This is a genomic window from Sphingomonas sp. URJC2, from assembly GCF_059803575.1.
Map to the genome: position 1 here is coordinate 16,651 of NZ_JAPFGX010000018.1, position 18,573 is coordinate 35,223.

Below are 18,573 nucleotides of genomic sequence, written 5' to 3' on the forward strand. Positions count from 1 at the left end.
ACCGGGCTGTTTGTTTGTCACGGCACCGGCCCGTACCCCCACCCGGCCTCCCACAGTGTATCCTGCCGATGGGAGGCCGGGTGGGGGTGCGGGCCGGTGCCGCCCCCGCGCCGAGAGGCGCGCAACAAACAACCCCGCCCCCGCGCCGAGAGGCGCGGCACAAACACTCCCACACCCCCGCTTGTCGCCGCGCACGGTTGTGCGTAACGGGCATCGCCGGTGCGACGTGCCGGCACCGGGTTCAGCCAGAGGGAATGGGGTTTTGAGCAAGCTTCTGCGCCGCAAGACGATCATCGCGCGCGAGGACCAGCCGCAGGAGCACCGGCTGGCGGCGACCCTGTCCTGGCCGCATCTGCTGGCGCTGGGCGTCGGCGCGATTGTCGGCACTGGCATCCTGACGCTGATCGGCGTCGGGGCCGACCGGGCCGGGCCGGCGGTGCTGCTCAGCTTTGCGATCGCCGGCGCGATCTGTGCCTGTGCGGCGCTCGCTTATGCCGAAATGGCGACGATGATGCCCGCCTCGGGCAGCGCTTATACCTATAGCTATGCGGTGCTGGGGGAGGTGTTTGCCTGGGTCGTCGGGTGGAGCCTGATCCTTGAATATTCGCTGGTCGTCTCGACGGTCGCGGTCGGCTGGTCGGGCTATGCCACGCCGCTGCTGCTCCCCCTCGGTTTTCCCGAGGCGTTGACGCGCGGGCCGGAACTGGGCGGGCTGGTCAATGTGCCGGCGGTGTTCATCATCGCGGTCGTCGCCGGGCTGCTGATGCTCGGCACGCGCGAGAGCGCGCGGCTCAATGCCGTGCTCGTCGTCGTCAAGATCGCGACGCTGATCCTGTTCGTCGCCGTCACCCTGCCGCATTTCGACGGCGCGAATCTGGCGCCGTTCATGCCGTTCGGCTTTGCCAAGTCGGTCAGCCCCGACGGGGTGGAACGCGGCGTGATGGCGGCCGCGGCGATCATCTTCTTCGCCTTTTACGGGTTCGACGCGATCTCGACCGCGGCGGAAGAAACCAAGCGGCCCGAACGCGATCTGGCGATCGGCATTGTCGGGTCGATGGCGGCCTGCACGCTGATCTATGTCGTGGTCGCTGCCGCCGCCATCGGGGCGCTGCCCTTTGGCCGCTTTGCCGACAGCCCGGAGCCGCTGGCGCTGATCCTGCGCGAAATCGGCCGCGCGCCGGTGGCGACCGTCGTCGCCGGGGCGGCGGTGATCGCGCTGCCGACCGTGCTGCTCGCCTTTCTCTACGGGCAGAGCCGAATCTTCCTGGTGATGGCGCGCGATGGCTTTCTGCCGCAGGCGCTGGCGCGGGTGTCGCCGGTGCGCAAGACGCCGGTGCGGATCACGCTGCTCACCGCCGCGCTGGTCGCGGTCATTGCCGGCATCCTGCCGATCGACGAGATTGCCGCGCTCGCCAATGCCGGCACGCTGATCGCCTTCATCGCGGTCGGCACCTGCCTGATCGTGCTGCGCCGCCGCGCGCCCGATGCGCCGCGCCCGTTCCGCGCCCCGCTCGGCCTGTTTGTCGGCGCGGGGGCGGTGCTCGGCTGCGCCTATCTGTTCCTCAGCCTGCCGGCCAAGACCCAGGGCTATTTCCTGCTGTGGAACGCGATCGGGCTGGCGATCTATCTGGGCTATGGCGTGGCGCGCAGCCGGGTCAGTTCGCCCGCGTCCAGGTGACGGTGCGGCAGAAGATCGCCAGGCAGCCCGTGACCTTGAGCGCGCCATCGGACACCCGCTCCACCGTCGCGCGGTAGCTGCGCCCGGTCTTGGGGTCATAGGCCTGGCCCTGCCATTTGCCGTCTTCGAGCCGCAGGCCGCTGAGCACCGCAAGGCCGAGGATGCGGCGTTCGCGCAGCGCCGGATCGGGGTTCCTGATGTCGGTCCCCGGCGGCTCGATCGGCACCAGCGAACGGTGCAGCCGCCCGCACAGCGTCTCGCCGCAGCGGCCGATCTGGATGATCCCGTCCTTGCTGTCGGTGAGCCAGCGGCCGGTGATCGGCTGGCTGGCGAGCAGGGGCGCGCCGGCAAGCGCGAGCGGCACGGTCATCAGCAGCGGCAGCAACAGGCGCATCGGTCGGCACTCTCCGGTTCTGGGTCCGCACGGTTTGGACCGCAGCGCATGCGCGCCTGTCAAGCAGGGGTGGCACAGAACGCCCCCGGCCGGGCTTGCCTTTCATAAATGAATGGATAGCCTTGCGGTATGAGGATGCCAGCAACCGGGGCGGCACGCATCGCCCTTTTCCGCCGGATGGCCGCGCCCGCCGCCATCCTGTCGCTCGCCATCGCGGCTGCCCCGGCGGCGGCGCGGGTGATCGCCGTGCCGCCCGGGGCCGATGCCCAGGCGCGGCTGCAGGAGGCGCTGATCGACGCCCGGCCCGGCGACACGGTGGCACTGGGCGCGGGCCGGTTCGATCTGACCGACGGGCTGTCGCTCGATGTCGACCGGGTCGAGCTGCGCGGGGCCGGGCCGGACCGCACGGTGCTGAGCTTCAAGGGGCAGCAGGGCGCGGGCGAAGGCCTGCTGGTGACGTCGGACGATGTCGTGCTGCGCGATTTCGCGGTCGAGGATACGCGCGGCGACGGCATCAAGTCCAAGGGCGCAGACCGCATCGTCTATCACAATCTGCGCGTGGAATGGACCGGTGGGCCGAAGGCGACCAACGGGGCCTACGGCGTCTATCCGGTGTCATCGTCTGACATCTTGATCGACAGGGTGGTGGTGCGCGGCGCGTCCGATGCCGGCATCTATGTCGGCCAGTCGCGCAACATCGTCGTGCGCGGCTCGGTTGCCGAATATAATGTCGCCGGGATCGAGATCGAGAACAGCTACAATGCCGATGTCCACAACAATGTGGCGCGGCACAATACCGGCGGCATCCTGGTGTTCGACCTGCCCAACCTGCCCCAGACCGGCGGCCACAGCGTGCGGGTGTTTGCCAACAGCATCACCGACAATGACACCCCCAATTTCGCACCCGCCGGCAACATCGTCGCCAGCGTGCCGACCGGCACCGGGGTGATGGTGATGGCCAATGCGCGGGTGCATGTGTTCGGCAACACGCTGGCGGGCAATGGCACGACCAACGTCCTGCTTGTCGGCTATCGCGAGGCGTTTGACGACAAGGCCTATAGTCCGCTGATCCGCGAAGTGGTGGTGCGCGACAATGTGCATGGCCGGACAGGCTATGCCCCGGCCTTTCCGGGCGGGGCCGAGCTGGCGGCGGCGATGGGCGGCGCGCTGCCCCCGATCGTGTGGGACGGCACCGGCGAGCGGGTGGTGGCGCGCGACAAGGTGATGGCGCTGACGCTCGCGCTCACCGACCCGCGCCAGCCGCTGAGCGCCGCGCGCCCGGCCCCGGCACAGTTTCCGGACGGCGCCCTGCCGGGCGAACCGGCCCCGGTCGTGCTGCCCGCCGGGATGGCCGAGCGCATCCGCTGATGCGGCCTGCCCGGATCTGGCCTGTGCGGATTTTTGAAGGCCGCCGCCTGGCCGCCATGGCGCTGGCGGCGGCGGGGCTGCTGCTTGCCAGCGCCGCGCCGCCTGCGCCCGGGGTCGATGATGCGCTGATCCTGGGCGACACGCTGCCCCAGCGCCTGTCGGACTATCGCTTCTTTATCGACGGTCGCCCCAACCGGCGCGTGCTGGGTTACCGGCTCAACACCCCGCTATTTTCCGATTATGCCGACAAGGACCGGTTCATCTATGTCCCGGCGGGCAGCCGCGCACATTATGCGGCGGACGGGGCGATCGACTTTCCGGTCGGCAGCGCGCTCATCAAGAGCTTTTCCTATCCCGTCGATGCGCGCCGGCCGGGCGGGGCGCGCCGCACGGTCGAAACGCGGGTGCTGCTGCGCCGTGCTTCGGGCTGGGTCGCGCTGCCTTATGTCTGGTCGGGCGACGATGCGGTGCTGCGCCGGGGCGGGACGCGGCTCGATATCGGCTGGACCGACGCCGCCGGGCGCGCGCGCACCGTCAGCTATGGTGTGCCCAACGCCAATCAGTGCAAGGAATGCCACCAGTCGGCGGGCGCGCTGGTGCCGATCGGGCCGAAGGCGCGCAACCTCGACGATGGCCATCAGCTCGCCGCCCTTGCCGCCGCCGGGCTGGTCGACCGCGCGCCGCCGGGGATCGCGCCGATGCCGCGCGCCGATGATGCGCGCGCGCCGCTTGCCGCCCGGGCGCGCGCCTATCTCGACATCAACTGCGCCCATTGCCATTCGCGCGCGGGCATGGCGTCGAACAGCGGGCTGTATCTGGGCTTTGACGAGCCCGATCCGGTCGCGCGCGGGCGGCTGAAACGCCCGGTCGCCGCCGGACGCGGCAGCGCCGGGCTGGCGTTCGACATCCTGCCCGGCCAGCCCGACCAGTCGATCCTGCTCCACCGCATGGCCAGCACCGAACCGGGCATCGCCATGCCCGAACTGGGCCGCACGCTTGCCCATGACGAGGGGGTGGCGCTGATCCGCGCCTATATCGCGGAAATGAAATAGCGCAGTCTTGGGGGCGGGCCGGTGCCGGTCTTCCCCCTGCCGCAAACCCCGCGCCTTGCGCCTTTGCGGCTTCCCATCGGCGCATTCCGTCGCCAAGACAGGCGCGGCCGGCAAGACGGGGGGCAGCGATGGCGGACTGGATGATCGGGGTGCTGGGCGGGTCGGGCCTGTATGCGATCGATGCGCTTGACGACGCCCGGTGGCAGCGGGTCGACACGCCCTGGGGGCCGCCGTCGGACGAGATCCTGACCGGGCGGATCGGCGGCATCGGTTTTGCGTTCCTGCCCCGCCACGGGCGCGGCCACCGCATCGCCCCGGCGGAAATCAACGCCCGCGCCAATATCGATGCGCTCAAGCGGCTGGGCTGCACCGATGTGCTCGCTTTGTCGGCGGTCGGGTCGCTGCGCGAGGAGATTGCACCCGGCGATTTCGTCGCGGTCGATCAGTTTATCGACCGCACCGCCGGGCGGCCACAGAGCTTTTTCGGCACCGGGATGGTCGCCCATGTGTCGCTGGCCGATCCGGTCTGCCCGCGCCTGTCCGCGCTTGCTGCCGCGGCCGGGCAGGCCGCCGGGGCGAAGGTTGCGCCGCGCGGCACCTATGTGGCGATCGAAGGCCCGCAATTCTCGACCCGCGCCGAAAGCCATCTTTACCGCAGCTGGGGGGCGGACGTGATCGGCATGACCGCGCTGCCCGAGGCGCGGCTCGCCCGCGAGGCGGAACTGCCCTATGCGCTGATCGGCATGGCAACCGATTATGACTGCTGGCGCGCGGGCGAGGCGCATGTCGAGGTCGATGTCGTGCTGGCCGTCATGCACGCCAATGCGGCGCGCGCGCGGCGGCTGATCGCCGAACTGGCCGCGGCCTTGCCGGCCACGCGCGCGCCCAGCCCGATCGACACCTGCCTCGATGCCGCGCTGATCACCGCGCCCGAGGCGCGCGATCCGGCGCTGCTGGCAAGGCTGGATGCGGTCACCGCGCGGGTGCTTGGGCAAAGGGGAGACTGATGACGCTGACATTGTTCGATTATTACCGGTCCTCGGCCAGCTACCGGGTGCGGATCGGCCTCAATCTCAAGGGGCTCGCCTATCGCCGCGTCGATGTGTCGCTGCTCGATGGCGCGCAGCGGTCGGACGAAAATCTCGCCCGCAACCCGCAGGGTTTCGTGCCCACGCTCGATGTCGATGGCACGCCGGTCAGCCAGTCGCTGGCGATCCTCGACTGGCTGGATCAGGCGTATCCCGAACCGGCCTTTCTGCCGGCGGCACCGCTTGCCCGCGCGCAGGTGATGGCGCGCGCGCTCTTGATCGCGTGCGACATCCATCCGCTCAACAATCTGCGCGTGCTCGGCTATCTGAAGCGCCAGCTGGGCGCAGACGACGCGGAGCGCGACGACTGGTATCGCCACTGGGTGCGCGAAGGCTTTGTCGCGCTCGAGCGGATGGCGGAAGGCTGTGGCCGCTATCTGGGCGGCGACCGCCCCGACCTGTCCGACATCTGCCTGGTGCCGCAGATGTTCAACGCGCGCCGCTTCAACCTCGATCTGACGCCGTTCCCGACGCTGGTCAGGGTTGACGCAGCGTTGCAGCAGGTGGAGGCGTTCGCCGCCGCCCATCCCGACCGGGTCGGCGCTGGCTGAGGATCCTGTCTTGCTTCTGCTGCTTTCGCTGTCTCTGGGCGCGGCCCCCGATATCGTCGTCACCGGCCGCGATCTTGCCGCATTGGGCGGGGAGGCGGCGGCGGCGCGGGCGGTGATCGACCGTGCGCGCCTGACCGGGACGGCGAGCGGCCGGCTGGAGGATGTGCTGCGCGACGTGGCCGGGCTGCAGCAGTTTCGCCGGTCCGACGCGCGCTCGGCCAATCCGACCTCGCAGGGGCTGACGCTGCGTGGGCTGGGGGGTAACGCCGCCAGCCGCGCGCTGCTGGTGCTCGATGGCGTGCCCCAGGCCGATCCGTTCGGCGGCTGGGTGGCGTTTCCCGCCTATCAGCCCGAACGGCTGGGGCGGGTGACGGTGACGCGCGGGGCCGGGCTGTTCGCGCCCGGCGCGCTGGCCGGCACCATCGCGCTCGACAGCGCGACCCCCGATCAGCTTGCCCCGGTCGCGCTGCACATGGCGGGCGGCAGCCGGGGATCGGTGGAGGCCAATGCCGCGCTGACCGGGCAGATGGGGCGCGGCTTTGCCACCGTGTCGGCCGATTATGCGCGCGGCGACGGCTTTGTGCCGATCCGCGCCGATCAGCGCGGCCCGGCCGACCGCCCCGCCGGGCATGAACAGGCAAGCCTTGGCCTGCGCGCGGTGATCGATCTCGGCGGGCAGGCCGAGCTGCAGGCGGCGATGCTCGCCTTCAGCGACCGGCGCGACCGTGGCCTCGCTTTTTCCGACAATCGCAGCGACGGGGCCGATGCGAGCCTGAGGCTGGTCGGGCGCGGCCGCTGGGGCTGGTCTGCGCTCGCTTATGTGCAGGCGCGGGCCTTTGCCAGCCAGTTCGGCGCGCTTGCCGCCGGGCGGACCGCCGTCACCCCGACGCTCGACCAGTATAACACCCCCGCGACCGGGCTGGGCGGGCGGATCGAGGTTCGCCCACCGCTGGGCGGCGGGGCCGAACTCAGCCTGGGCGGAGACTGGCGCGCGACCGAGGGGCGGACGCTGGAGCTGTTCACTTTTGTGGCCGGGCTGCCGACGCGCCGCCGCGAGGCCGGGGGGCGCAGCGCGGTGCGCGGCGGCTTTGCCGATCTCAGCTGGACGCGCGGCGGCTGGACGCTGAGCGCCGGGGGGCGGATCGACCGCTGGACGATCAGCGGCGGCCGCCTGTCCGAACGGGTGCTCGCGACCGGCGCGGCCGTCACCGACAGCCGCTTTGCCGATCGCGGCGGCTGGGAAGGATCGGGGCGCGCGGGCCTCGCCTTTGCCCCCGGCGGCGGGCTGACGCTCAGGGCCGCCGCCTATACCGGCTGGCGGCTGCCGACGCTCAACGAGCTTTACCGGCCGTTCCGCGTCGGTGCCGATGCGACGGCAGCCAATGCCGCGCTTGCCCCCGAACGGGTGCGCGGGGCGGAGCTTGGCCTTGATTACGCGCCCCGGCCCGAGGTGCGGCTGGGCGTCACCCTGTTCGACAACCGGCTCGACGGGGCGATCGCCAATGTCACCATCGCGCGCGGGCCGGGGCAGTTTCCGGGCGTGGGTTTTGTGTCCGCGGCCGGCGTCTATCGCCGCCGCGAAAATCTGGATGCGGTGCGCGCGCGCGGGGTGGAGCTGGACGGCGCGGCCCGGCTCGGCCGCTGGACGGCGGCGCTGTCCTATGCCCATGCCGATGCGGTGGTGCGCGGCGCCGGGCTGTCGGCGGCGCTCGATGGCCTGCGACCGGCCCAGACGCCGCGTCACATGGCCTCGGCGACGCTTGGCTGGGATGACGGCGCGGCCGGCGGGCGGCAGCCGGCCGCGGCATCGGTCACGCTGCGCTATGTCGGCGCGCAGTTCGAGGATGACCAGAATCAGCGCCAGCTTGGCGATGCGCTGACCCTCGATGCGCGGCTGACGGTGCCGCTGCTGCGCGGGCTGGCGGTCGAGGCGCGGGCCGAAAACCTCACCGATGCGCTGGTCGCCGCCGCGATCTCGGCCGATGGCATTGTCGAACGCGCCACGCCGCGCACCCTGTGGCTGGGCCTGCGCGCGGCGCTGTGACGATCGTTTAAGCCCCGCGCGCTCAGGGCTTTCCCGCCATCAGCGCGGCGGCGCGGTCGGCGGTCACCACTTCGGCATATTTGGCCTGCAGGTCGAACAGATTGGCCTCATGCGGGGCGGGGTGGCGGTCGCCACAGGCATCGCTGACCACGAACGGCGCATAGCCGTGCTGGAGCGCGTCGAGCGCGGTCGCGCGGATGCAGCCCGAGGTCGAAAAGCCGGTGATGACCAATGTGTCGATCCGCCGCGCGGCGAGGTCGGTCGCCAGCGTCGTCCCGAAAAACGCCGAGGCATAATGTTTGGTCAGCACCAGCTCGTCGGCGCGCGGGGCGATCTGGTCGGGGATGCGGGCAAAGGGCGATCCTTCAACGAACGCGCGCAGCGCCGGCAGCTTGCGCCAGAACAGCCCGCCATCGGCCCCGTCCGCCCGGTAGCTGACGACCGTGTAGATCACCGGTACCCCCCGGTCGCGCGCGACGCCGAGCAGCCGGGCGATTACCGGCAGCGCATGTTCGCCGCCGGCATAGATGGGGGCGGCCGGATCGACATAGCCGGTCACCGCATCGACGACGATCAGCGCCGGGCGCGCGCCAAAGGGCAGCGACCCGCGAAAATCGGCCCCGTAGCTGTCGGCCAGCCCGGTCATCAGATCGCCCCGGCGGCGGCCAGCGCGTCCAGCTCCGCCGCGCTCAGCCCCAGCAGCTCGCCATAGACCTCGCGATTGTGCTGGCCGACCGTCGCGGGGGCGGCGCTGCGCACATCGCTTGGCGTGTCGGACAGTTTGGGAAAGGCGTTCTGCATCTTGACCGGTCCCCAGCGTTCGGTCGCCACCTCGATCACCGCCTTGCGCGCGGCGAAATGCGGGTCTTCGAGCATTTCGGGCGCACGATAGATTTTTCCCGCCGGGATGGAATGGGCGATCATCAGCGCCTCGACCTCGGCGACGGTCAGCGTCAGCGTCCAGTCCTCGATGATCTGGTCGAGCCGGTCCTGATTGCGGCCGCGCGCGACATGATCGACATAATCGGGATCGGTCGCCAGTTCGGGCCGGCCCATTGCCGCGCACAGCCGGGCGAACACCGCATCCTGATTGGCACCGATCAGATATTCGCCGTCGCGGCAGCGATAGACGTTCGACGGCGCGATGCCCGGCAGCTTCGACCCCGATCGTTCGCGGATATAGCCGGACAGCTGATATTCGGGGATCAGGCTTTCCATCACCTGCAGCACCGCCTCGTACAGCGCCGAATCGACCACCTGGCCGCGCCCGGTGCGTTCGCGGGCGTGCAGCGCGGCCAGCGCGCCCAGACAGCCATAGGTCGCCGCCAGGCTGTCGCCGATCGACACCCCCATGCGGCTGGGCGGCCGGTCGGGATCGCCGACAATGTAGCGCCAGCCGCCCATCGCCTCGCCAATGCCGCCAAAGCCGGCACGCGCCGAATAGGGCCCGCTCTGGCCATAGCCGGAGACGCGCACAATGATCAGGCGCGGGTTGAGCGCGTGGAGCGCATCCGGCCCCAGCCCCCATTTCTCCATCGTGCCGGGCTTGAAATTCTCGATCAGGATATCGGCCCCGGCCGCCAGCCGGCGGACCAGATCCTGCCCCGCGGGCACGCGCAGATTGGCGCTGACCGAGCGCTTGTTGCGCGACACCACCTCCCACCACAGTTTGTGTTCGCCCCGCCCCCAGGCGCGCATCGGATCGCCCGCGCCGGGCGGCTCGACCTTGATGACATCGGCGCCCATGTCGCCCAGCAGCTGGCCGCAGAACGGGCCGGCGATCAGCTGGCCCAGTTCGACGACGCGGATTCCGGCAAGTGCGCCCACCATCACGCCGCCTCCGCCTTGCGGGTCCACACTGGCGGGCGCGGCGCGGGCAGGCCGGTGTCGCTGAGCGACGCCGCGCGCAGCGCCTCGATCGACGGGCCATGGTTGAACAGCGGCAGCGGTCCCGAACGCTCGGCCTCGATCTCCGCGCGCAGTGCCCCGGTTGCCGCCTGATCGACCTGGCCGTCGGTGACGACGACGCCGTAACGCCGCGCCCCGGCAACCGTCACCAGCCCCTCGCGCACCTCGCGCGCGACCAGATCGGGGTCGCGCGCCAGCGGGTCGCCCCAGCCGCCGCCGCCCCAGGTGATGAAGTGCAGCTGGTCGCCCGCCTCGACTTCGACATCCTCGACCTTGTTGCCGATGATCGTCTGCGTCCCGTCGGCCTTTTCCAGGATCTTGCGCGCCCGCGCCCCCGGCTCGCCGCCATTGACGCCCCAGGGATGGGTGAACCAGCGGTCGTCATGGATGGCGATCATGCCGGGTTCGAGGAACCGGTAGGTCATGTGGATGCCGTTGCCGCCCCGGTGCAGCCCCGCACCGCCCGAATCGGGTTCGGTTTCGTAGCGTTCGATCCGCAGCGGGAAATAGCGTTCGAGAAACTCGTTGGGCACGTTGGTAAAGCCCGGCCACAGCGAATGGCCGTCCGGCCCGTCGCCCAGCGGCCGGCCCGGAATGCCGCCAAAGCCGATCTGGAACAGCTGGAAATAGCGGTCCTCGGCATCGGTGCCCGAATAGAAAAGATGCGGGCTGGACGAGAATCCCGCCGCGTTCAGGAACTCCGGCGTCTTCTGGCCGAGCAGCCCGCCCAGAATGTCGAAAATCCGCCCCAGCGCATGGGTGCGCCCCGACAGCGCGGCGGGGAAGCGCGGCTTGAGCAGCGAGCCTTCGGGGATGCGGACCTCGATCAGATCGTAAAACCCGTCATTGAACAGGATCTGCGGGTCGAAGACCATGATCATGTAGATGCCGAAGAACATCTTGAACATGTTTTCGTTGAGGAAGAAGTTGATCGACGCGCGCGACTGCGGATCGGTGCCGTCGAAATCCAGGATCACCTTCTCGCCCTCGCGCCACATGGTGCAGCGGATGCGATAGGGGCCGAAGCCCAGCCCGTCGTCGCAGATATGATCTTCGAAACTGACCGGTTCCTCGCCGATCGCGTTCGTGATCAGCTGCTTCATCGCGCGGTGGTTGCGGGCGAGCAGCTCCTGGGTCGCGGCGACATAGAGATCCTCGCCGAACCGGTCGGCCATCTCGACCACGCGCCGCGCCGCCACCCGGCAGGCGGCGATCAGCGCGTTGAGATCGGCCTTGCACCAGTCGGGCTTGCGCGTCTGGTGCATGACCAGCCTGACCAGATCGGCATTGTAGACGCCGCGCGCATAGATTTTGACCGGCGGGATGCGCACCCCTTCTTCAAAGATCGCGCGCGCGGTGATCGGCATCGATCCCGGCACCTTGCCGCCAATGTCGGACTGGTGGCCGAACATCGCCGTATAGGCGAGCAGCCGCCCGCCCCGGAACACCGGCAGCAGCACCAGCCAGTCATTGGAATGGCTGATCGCGCCGTCGCAGCTATAGGGATCGGACAGGAAGAACATGTCCCCGTCCTCGACCGTGCCGTCATAGCCGGCGAGGAAGCCGCCGATGAACGAGCCGAATTGGCCGACGATCATCCGGCCCTGATGGTCGGCGATCAGCGGAAAGGCGTCGCCCTGTTCGCGGATGCCCGGCGACATGGCGGTGCGCACCAGCGTCGCGTCCATTTCGGTGCGGGCGTTGCGCAGCGCATTTTCGATGATGTCGAGCGTCACCGGATCGACGCGCGTGGCGGCAAAGGGAGTGGCGTTGGTTTGGATGATGGTGGCGGGCATCGGGTCGCTCCCTCAGGCCGGGGTGATCAGGATGTTGCCGACCCGGTCGACGGTCGCGACATGGCCGGATTCGATGAGCGTGGTGGAATCCATCTCGGTGACGATGGCGGGGCCGGGGATCACGTCGCCGGCGCGCAGCCGCGCCCGGTCATAGATCACCGCTGCCTGTTCGCGCCCGTCCATCCACAGCAGATGGTCGCGGATGCGCGCGGCCGCCGGGTTGCCGTCGCCCTGCGGCAGCTCGGCCGCCGGCAGGTCGAGCGCCCGGCCCAGCGCCACGGCGCGCAGATTGACGATCTCGTGCGCGGTTTCCATGTTGAAGGTGAACAGGCGCAGATGCTCGGCATCGAAGCGCGCGGTCAGCCCGGCAATCCCGTCGCGGCGCAGCGTCGCCGGATCGATGGTCAGCGCGACCTCGAACGCCTGGCCCTGATAGCGGACATCGACTTCGAACAGGCTGGTGATGTCGCCATCCGCCACGCCGTCGGCGGCCAGCTCGGCGCGGGTCTGCGCCGCCATCTCGTCGAGCACGGCGATCAGCTCGGCCTCGTCGGTCTGGTGAGCAAGCCGCGAGAAGGAGCGCGCGGTTTCGGTGCGCACCCGCGTCGTCGCGTCGCCGAGCGCGCACAGCACGCCGGGCGACACCGGCGACACGGCGGGCCAGCTGCCCATCAGCCGCGCGACCGCGTTGACATGCAGCGGCCCGGCCCCGCCAAAGCCCATCAGCGCGAAATCGCGCGGATCATAGCCCTGCTGGACCGAGATCATCCGAAGCGCGCCGAACATGTTTTCGTTGACGATGTCGATGATCCCGCGCGCCGCCGCCATCAGGTCGATGCCCAGCGCATCGGCGATGGTCTGCACCGCGCGCCGCGCCCCCGCCCGGTCGAGCGTGAAGGTGCCGCCAAGCAGGTTTTCGGGCAGATAGCCGAGCACGACATTGGCGTCGGTGACGGTCGGCAGCGTGCCGCCCTTGCCATAGGCGACCGGGCCGGGCACCGCGCCCGCCGATTGCGGCCCGACGCGCAGCGCCCCGGTCAGTTCGGGCACATAGGCGATCGAGCCGCCGCCCGCGCCAACGGTTTTGACGTCGAGCGCGGAGGCGCGGACCGCGAGATGGCCGACCTCGGTCGTGCGCTGGCGGCGCGGCTCCAGATTTTCGATCAGCGCGACATCGGTGGAGGTGCCGCCGACATCGAGGGTCAGGATGTTGCGCAGCCCGGCATGGCGCGCCACCCACAGCGCGCCGGTCACGCCGCCCGCCGGGCCGGACATCAGGATGTTGACCGGATGCTCCTCGGCCTTTTCCGACGACATCAGCCCGCCATCGGAGCGCAGCAGCGCGATCTTGCCGGCCATGCCGGTCTCGCGCAGCTTGGTGCGCAGATTGCTGACATAGCGCGAGACGACCGGCCGCACCGAGGCGTTGGCGACCGTCGACAGCGTGCGCTCATATTCCTGCATCTCGGGCAGGACCTCATGGCTGAGCGAGACCGGCACGCCGGGCAGGATCTCTGCCGCCAGTTCGCCGATCCGCCGTTCATGCGCGCCATTCACATAGGCGTTGATCAGCGACACCGTCACCGCCTCGACCCCGGCGGCCTTGAGCTGTTCAAGCGCGCGGCGCGCCCCGGCCTCGTCGAGCGGGCGCACCTCGGCCCCGTCGGCCCCGATCCGCCCGCCGACCGCAATCGTGTCCTCAAGCGCCGCCAGCGGCTTCGGCTTGGGCCAGATGATCCAGCCGGCCAGCCCGCCGGGGACGAAGCTGCGCGCGATCTGCATGATGTCGCGATAGCCTTCGGTCACGATCAGCCCGACGCGCGCGCCCTTGCCCTCCAGCACCGCATTGGTCGCCACCGTCGTGCCGTGCAGGAAAATCTCGATCTGCGCCGGGTCGATGCCGGCGGTGGCGCAGATCTGGCGGACGCCGTTCAGGATGCCGACCGAGCTGTCGGCGGGCGTCGACGGCGTCTTGTCGCGCCAGAAGCGACCGGTTGATTCGTCGAACAGCAGCAGGTCGGTAAAGGTGCCGCCGACGTCGACGCCCAGGCGATAGGCCATGTCTTCCCCTCTTTCAGATTGCGCGCGCGGGGAAGGGGCCGGCCCGGCCCATCATCCCCGGCAGATCCTTGTCCATGATGCCGGCCAGCCAGCGGCCGGCCTCGATCAGCCGTTCAAGATCAAGCCCGGTCGCGATCCCCGACCGGTCGAGCATGTAGATCACGTCCTCGGTCGCGACATTGCCCGCCGCGCCTTTGGCGAACGGGCAGCCGCCCAGCCCGCCCAGCGCGGTGTCGATGGTCGCCGCCCCGGCCTCGATCGCCGCCCAGACATTGGCGATGCCGGTGCCGCGGGTGTTGTGCAGATGCACGCGCACCGGCAGCGGCGCGACGGCCGCGCGCACGCGCCGCACCAGCCGCGCCACCGCCGCCGGCACCGCGACCCCGATCGTGTCGGCCAGCGCGATTTCGACCGGCCCGGCCGCGGCCAGCCGCTCGGCAATCGCCACCACCCGGTCCTCGGCCACCTCGCCTTCATAAGGGCAGCCGAAACTGGCGGCGATGGTCGCCTGGCCGCTGCGCCCGGCGGCGCGGGCGGCGGCGATGATGTCGGCGGCCACCACCACCGATTCGTCGCTGGTCTGGCCCTGATTGGCGATGGCGAACCGGTCGGTCGCGACGCACACCGCGCCCAGCTGATCGATGCGCGGATGGGCGAGCGCGCGTTCGGCCCCGCGCGCGTTGAGCACCAGCCCGATAAAGGTCATGTCGGGCCGGTCGGGCAGGGCGGCGGCGACGTCATCGGCATCGGCCATTTGCGGCACGCGGCGCGGGTTGACGAAGCTCGCCGCCTCGATCCGCCGCGCGCCGCACGCGATCAGCCGGTCGATCAGCGCCAGCTTGTCGGCCGTCGCCACGATCCGGGCTTCGTTCTGCAGGCCGTCGCGCGGGCCGACTTCGACGATCTCGATGTTCATCACCCGCTTTTGTATACAAACGGCGCGGATGTGCAAGCTCTGCTCAGGCCGGGCGGGGCGGGGTGCCGGCGCTGTCCGCGCTCCCGTCGCGGCCGGCCATCGAGGCGCGATAGGCGTCCGAATAGGCGTGGAAGGCGCGGCGGATATGGCTGGCCATCACCGCCTGCGCCCATTCGCCGTCGCGGCGCGAAAAGGCGAGGATCAGCTCGTCATGCTCGGCGACCGAGCGGGCGATCTGCTGGGCGTCATATTGGCGCGCGGTGCGTGCGACGACCGGCTGTTCGACGATCCCGGTCAGCAGCTGCGCGAGGCTGGTCGAGGCGGCGGCGGTCAGCACGATGCCGTGAAAGGCCCGGTTGTGCTCGAGAAACGTCGGCACATCCAGCTCCGGGCCGGAGACGGCGCGGCGCATGGCGGCATTGTGGCGTTCGAGCGCGGCCATGCCGGCGGCGTCGATGCGGGTCGCGGCGCGGGCGGCGGCGCGCCCTTCCAATATGCCGCGCAGGGTGAAGCTCTCCTCCACTTCGTCGAACGACCATTCGTTGACGAAGGTGCGCTGCGAATCGCTGCGGCGGACAAAGCGTTCGACCTCCAGCCGGCGCAGCGCCTCGCGCACCGGGGTACGCGACACGCCGCACGCCTCGGCCAGATGCTCCTCCCGGATCTGTGCCCCCGGCGGCAGCATTCCGGCCAGAATCTCGGCGCGGATGAAGCGATAGGCAAGGTCAGACGCGCGCGACATGGCACTTCTCCGGGGGGACTTGACGGGTTGGGTTTGTATACAATAGCGTCCGGCCTTGAAAGAGAGGGGCCATGTGGTGCCGCATCGCATCAATGTGATCGCAGCCATGCCGATCAACGGCGCGCGCACGGCGATGCCGGGGTCGCTGGGCGTCGGCCATCGCGCGCGTTGCTCCTCAAGGTCTGAACCCGGCCCGGCCGATATCCGCAGAGCCGGGCCATGACCAGTTCTGCCGTCGCTGCCGGTTTTGCCAGGCCGGGTGCCGGCTGGCGGGCGCGCGGTGCAGGTCCGATGCTGAATATTGGGGGGACGACATGACGAACAACACCAATGCGGGCCGCAAATTTCTGGGGCTGCTGACGGGCATATCCGCGACCGCGCTCTTGCCGGCACCGCTGCTGGCCCAAGCGGCACCGGCGCAGGAGGCGGCCGCGCAGTCCGGCGAGCCGGGCGACATCATCATCACCGCGCGGCGCGTGAACGAAACGCTGTCCGAAGTGCCGGCCTCGGTCACCGTCTTTGACGCGCAGACGATTGCGACCGCCAACATCCAGACCGCGTCGGATTTCGTGCAGCTCACCCCCGGCGTCACCATCGTCAGCTCGACCGCCGACGCCGGGGACACGCAGATCAACATTCGCGGCATCAATGGCGCGCGCGACGCCGAAAGCTCGGTCGCGCTGGTCGTCGACGGCATCCTCAAGACCAATGTCGCCGCGCTCGACCAGAATCAGGGCGCGATCCGCCAGATCGAGGTGCTGAAAGGGCCGCAGGGCGCGCTGTACGGGCGCAACGCCGCCGCTGGCGCGATCGTCATCCAGACGCAAAAGCCCACCGACACGCTGACCGGCAATGTCCGGCTGAGCTATGCCAATAACCGCACCATCGACGGCGATGCCACGCTGTCCGGCCCGCTGGGCGAGGGCATCGGCTTCACCCTGTCGGGCAATTATTTCAAGACCGACGGCTTTTTCCGCAACGAGTTTCTGGCAGACCGCAGCTCGGTCGACGACCGCGAAACCTGGAACGTCAATGGCCGCATCGTCGCCGAGCTGGGCGCGGACACCGAACTGGACGTGAAGGCGCGCTATGGCCAGCTGAGCGGTGCGTCGATCGCGTTCAACGCCGCCTTCCACCTGCCCAACTTCGCGGCGGTCAACCCGGCCTTTTATGCCGATGTGAACGACCACCGTTTCCGTTTCTATTCGAACATCCGGCCGACCAACAACCAGAAGACGCTGGAGGCATCGGCCAAGCTCGACCATGATTTCGGCGATATCCGCCTGACCGGCTGGCTGCTTTATTCCGACATTCGCAACAATCTGACCGCCGACGGCACCTCGGCCGATTTCGCCCGCTATATCGGGGCCGCCAATCCGGCCGGGCAGGCGACGGTCAACTCCTGCTTCGCCTCCACCGCGGCGCTGACCGGCTTTCCGCTCAACCCGCCGACCTTTATCGGCCAGATCCCGGTGCCGTTCATCTTCGCGCCCGCCAATGGCTCGACCTTCGGCCCCTATTCGCCGACGACCTGCGACGGCACCCAATATCAGGTCCGCAACCAGCGCGACCTGAGCGCGGAAATCCGCCTCGCCTCCGATGGCGACAACCGGCTCGACTGGCAGATCGGGGCCTATTACCTCAACCTGTCGCGCAAGGTCGGCGTCAGCCTGGGCGGCGATACCGGGGCGGGGGTGATCCGCAATCTCTACAACCCGCCAAACTCGGCCAATCCGACGTCGCAGCTGCTTGCCGACCGGTTCAAGACCGATGTCTATGCCGCGTTCGGCTCGCTCGATTTCGAGGCGACCGACAGCCTCAATCTCGGCGTCGCGCTGCGCTATGATGTCGAGGAACGCCGGGTGCGCAGCCTGGTGCCCATCGCGACCGATCCGTTCACCGGCGGGCCGATCAACCCCGGTCAGGCCTTTGGCCCGATCCAGCCGCAGCAGGGCAGTTTCAAGCAGCTTCAGCCCAAGGTGACGGCGCGGTTCGAGATTCTCGACCGCACCTATCTGTTCGCCAACTGGGGCGTCGGCTTCAAATCGGGCGGCTTCAACAATCAGGGCTCGGCCGCGATCGTCAACGCCAATTTCAACCAGTTTCTGAGCCTCAATCCGCCGGTGCGGATCGACGACCGGTTTGCCAAGGAACGGTCGAGCGCGTTCGAGGCCGGGATCAAGGGGCGCATCGGGCCGATCAATTATAATCTGGCCGGCTATTACACCCGCGTCACCGACATGCAGTTTTTCGAGTTCTTCGTCGGCTCGTTCGGGCTGCTGCGCGTGGTGTCGAACATCGACCGGGTCGACGTGAAAGGGGCCGAGCTCGACGTCAATGTCGAGCTGGTCAAGGGCTGGAAGCTCTATGGCGCGCTCAACGTCACCGACAGCGAGATCAAGCGCAACAGCTCGCGCCCCGACACGGTCGGCAACAAAAGCCCCTATACGGCCGATTACACGCTCAATCTGGGCAGCCAGTGGACGATCCCGATGGGCCGCGAGATCGATTTCATCGCCCGTGCCGATTACCGGCTGACCGGCCCGACCTGGTTCCATACGGTCCAGAATCAGGAACGGCCGACGCTGTTCAGCGGCCTGCTGCCCGGCTCCGCGCTGGCGCTGCCGCCGGTCGTCGGCAATGGCCGCTTCGATGTCGCGCGGCGCGGCGAGTTCGGCGTGCTCGACGTGCGCGCCGGCATCCAGACCGAGCGCTGGCGGCTGACCGCCTTTGCCAACAACCTGCTCAACGAGCCGGTGCTGGCCGAGGTCATTCCGGCAATCGAGTTTGGCGGCTCGTTCCTGTCGCCGGGCGCGCGGCGGCTCTACGGCGTCGAGGCCGCCTATAAATTCTGACCCCCTTCGGCCGGTCCGCCACCCCCTGTCCCTGGCCCGGCCGCGTGGCGCCGATCTCCCTTGATCGGCGCCACACCTTCATAAGGCGGACCGGGCGCCGATCTCCCTCGACCAACGCCA

The 18,573-nt window shown here is 69.5% G+C and carries 14 protein-coding genes; 7 read left to right on the plus strand and 7 right to left on the minus strand.

Annotated elements, in window-relative coordinates; genetic code table 11:
- Window positions 1–262 precede the first annotated feature (262 nt).
- Window positions 263–1,678, plus strand: a complete 1,416-nt coding sequence (locus tag OPU66_RS08490) for an amino acid permease (RefSeq protein WP_498553190.1) — start codon at window positions 263–265, stop codon at window positions 1,676–1,678.
- Here the strand turns inward: OPU66_RS08490 and OPU66_RS08495 are convergent.
- Complete coding sequence (locus tag OPU66_RS08495; protein ID WP_498553191.1) at window positions 1,656–2,072, minus strand: DUF2147 domain-containing protein; 417 nt, start codon at window positions 2,070–2,072, stop codon at window positions 1,656–1,658. The genes OPU66_RS08490 and OPU66_RS08495 overlap by 23 nt on opposite strands.
- 129 nt (window positions 2,073–2,201) lie before the next feature.
- Between OPU66_RS08495 and OPU66_RS08500 the strand changes: the two genes are divergently transcribed.
- The 5 genes from OPU66_RS08500 (at window position 2,202) to OPU66_RS08520 (ending at window position 8,175) form a co-directional block, all read left to right on the plus strand.
- A complete protein-coding gene (locus tag OPU66_RS08500; protein WP_498553192.1) occupies window positions 2,202–3,440 on the plus strand; it encodes a parallel beta-helix domain-containing protein in 1,239 nt (412 codons plus the stop codon).
- 23 nt (window positions 3,441–3,463) lie between these two features.
- Complete coding sequence (locus OPU66_RS08505) at window positions 3,464–4,492, plus strand: SO2930 family diheme c-type cytochrome (protein WP_498553193.1); 1,029 nt, start codon at window positions 3,464–3,466, stop codon at window positions 4,490–4,492.
- A 128-nt stretch (window positions 4,493–4,620) separates the two neighbouring features.
- Window positions 4,621–5,499, plus strand: coding sequence for an S-methyl-5'-thioadenosine phosphorylase (mtnP, locus tag OPU66_RS08510; protein ID WP_498553194.1), 879 nt, complete (start codon window positions 4,621–4,623; stop codon window positions 5,497–5,499).
- Window positions 5,499–6,131 (plus strand): maleylacetoacetate isomerase, encoded by a 633-nt coding sequence (gene maiA, locus OPU66_RS08515; protein ID WP_498553195.1) that lies wholly within the window; start codon window positions 5,499–5,501, stop codon window positions 6,129–6,131. The genes mtnP and maiA overlap by 1 nt, the downstream gene beginning before the upstream one ends.
- Window positions 6,132–6,141: 10 nt before the next feature.
- Window positions 6,142–8,175, plus strand: coding sequence for a TonB-dependent receptor (locus OPU66_RS08520; RefSeq protein WP_498553196.1), 2,034 nt, complete (start codon window positions 6,142–6,144; stop codon window positions 8,173–8,175).
- 22 nt (window positions 8,176–8,197) lie between these two features.
- Here OPU66_RS08520 and OPU66_RS08525 read toward each other — a convergent pair whose 3' ends face one another.
- The 6 genes from OPU66_RS08525 to OPU66_RS08550 are packed head-to-tail and all read right to left on the minus strand — an operon-like array spanning window position 8,198 to window position 15,598.
- On the minus strand, window positions 8,198–8,821 hold the full coding sequence (locus tag OPU66_RS08525; RefSeq protein WP_498553197.1) for an isochorismatase family protein: 624 nt from the start codon (window positions 8,819–8,821) through the stop codon (window positions 8,198–8,200).
- Complete coding sequence (locus tag OPU66_RS08530; RefSeq protein WP_498553223.1) at window positions 8,821–10,005, minus strand: CaiB/BaiF CoA transferase family protein; 1,185 nt, start codon at window positions 10,003–10,005, stop codon at window positions 8,821–8,823. The genes OPU66_RS08525 and OPU66_RS08530 overlap by 1 nt, the downstream gene beginning before the upstream one ends.
- Window positions 10,005–11,879, minus strand: coding sequence for a hydantoinase B/oxoprolinase family protein (locus OPU66_RS08535; RefSeq protein ID WP_498553198.1), 1,875 nt, complete (start codon window positions 11,877–11,879; stop codon window positions 10,005–10,007). Before OPU66_RS08535 ends, OPU66_RS08530 begins: the two co-directional genes overlap by 1 nt.
- 12 nt (window positions 11,880–11,891) lie before the next feature.
- Window positions 11,892–13,940: a hydantoinase/oxoprolinase family protein gene (locus OPU66_RS08540; protein ID WP_498553199.1), complete on the minus strand. Its 2,049-nt coding sequence runs from the start codon at window positions 13,938–13,940 to the stop codon at window positions 11,892–11,894.
- A 13-nt stretch (window positions 13,941–13,953) separates the two neighbouring features.
- Window positions 13,954–14,856, minus strand: coding sequence for a hydroxymethylglutaryl-CoA lyase (locus OPU66_RS08545; RefSeq protein ID WP_498553200.1), 903 nt, complete (start codon window positions 14,854–14,856; stop codon window positions 13,954–13,956).
- Between the two features lie 43 nt (window positions 14,857–14,899).
- Window positions 14,900–15,598 carry a GntR family transcriptional regulator gene (locus OPU66_RS08550; RefSeq protein WP_498553201.1) on the minus strand — a complete coding sequence of 233 codons (699 nt, stop codon included), beginning with the start codon at window positions 15,596–15,598 and terminating at the stop codon, window positions 14,900–14,902.
- A gap of 314 nt (window positions 15,599–15,912) precedes the next feature.
- Between OPU66_RS08550 and OPU66_RS08555 the strand changes: the two genes are divergently transcribed.
- Complete coding sequence (locus OPU66_RS08555) at window positions 15,913–18,453, plus strand: TonB-dependent receptor (protein ID WP_498553202.1); 2,541 nt, start codon at window positions 15,913–15,915, stop codon at window positions 18,451–18,453.
- Window positions 18,454–18,573 lie beyond the last annotated feature (120 nt).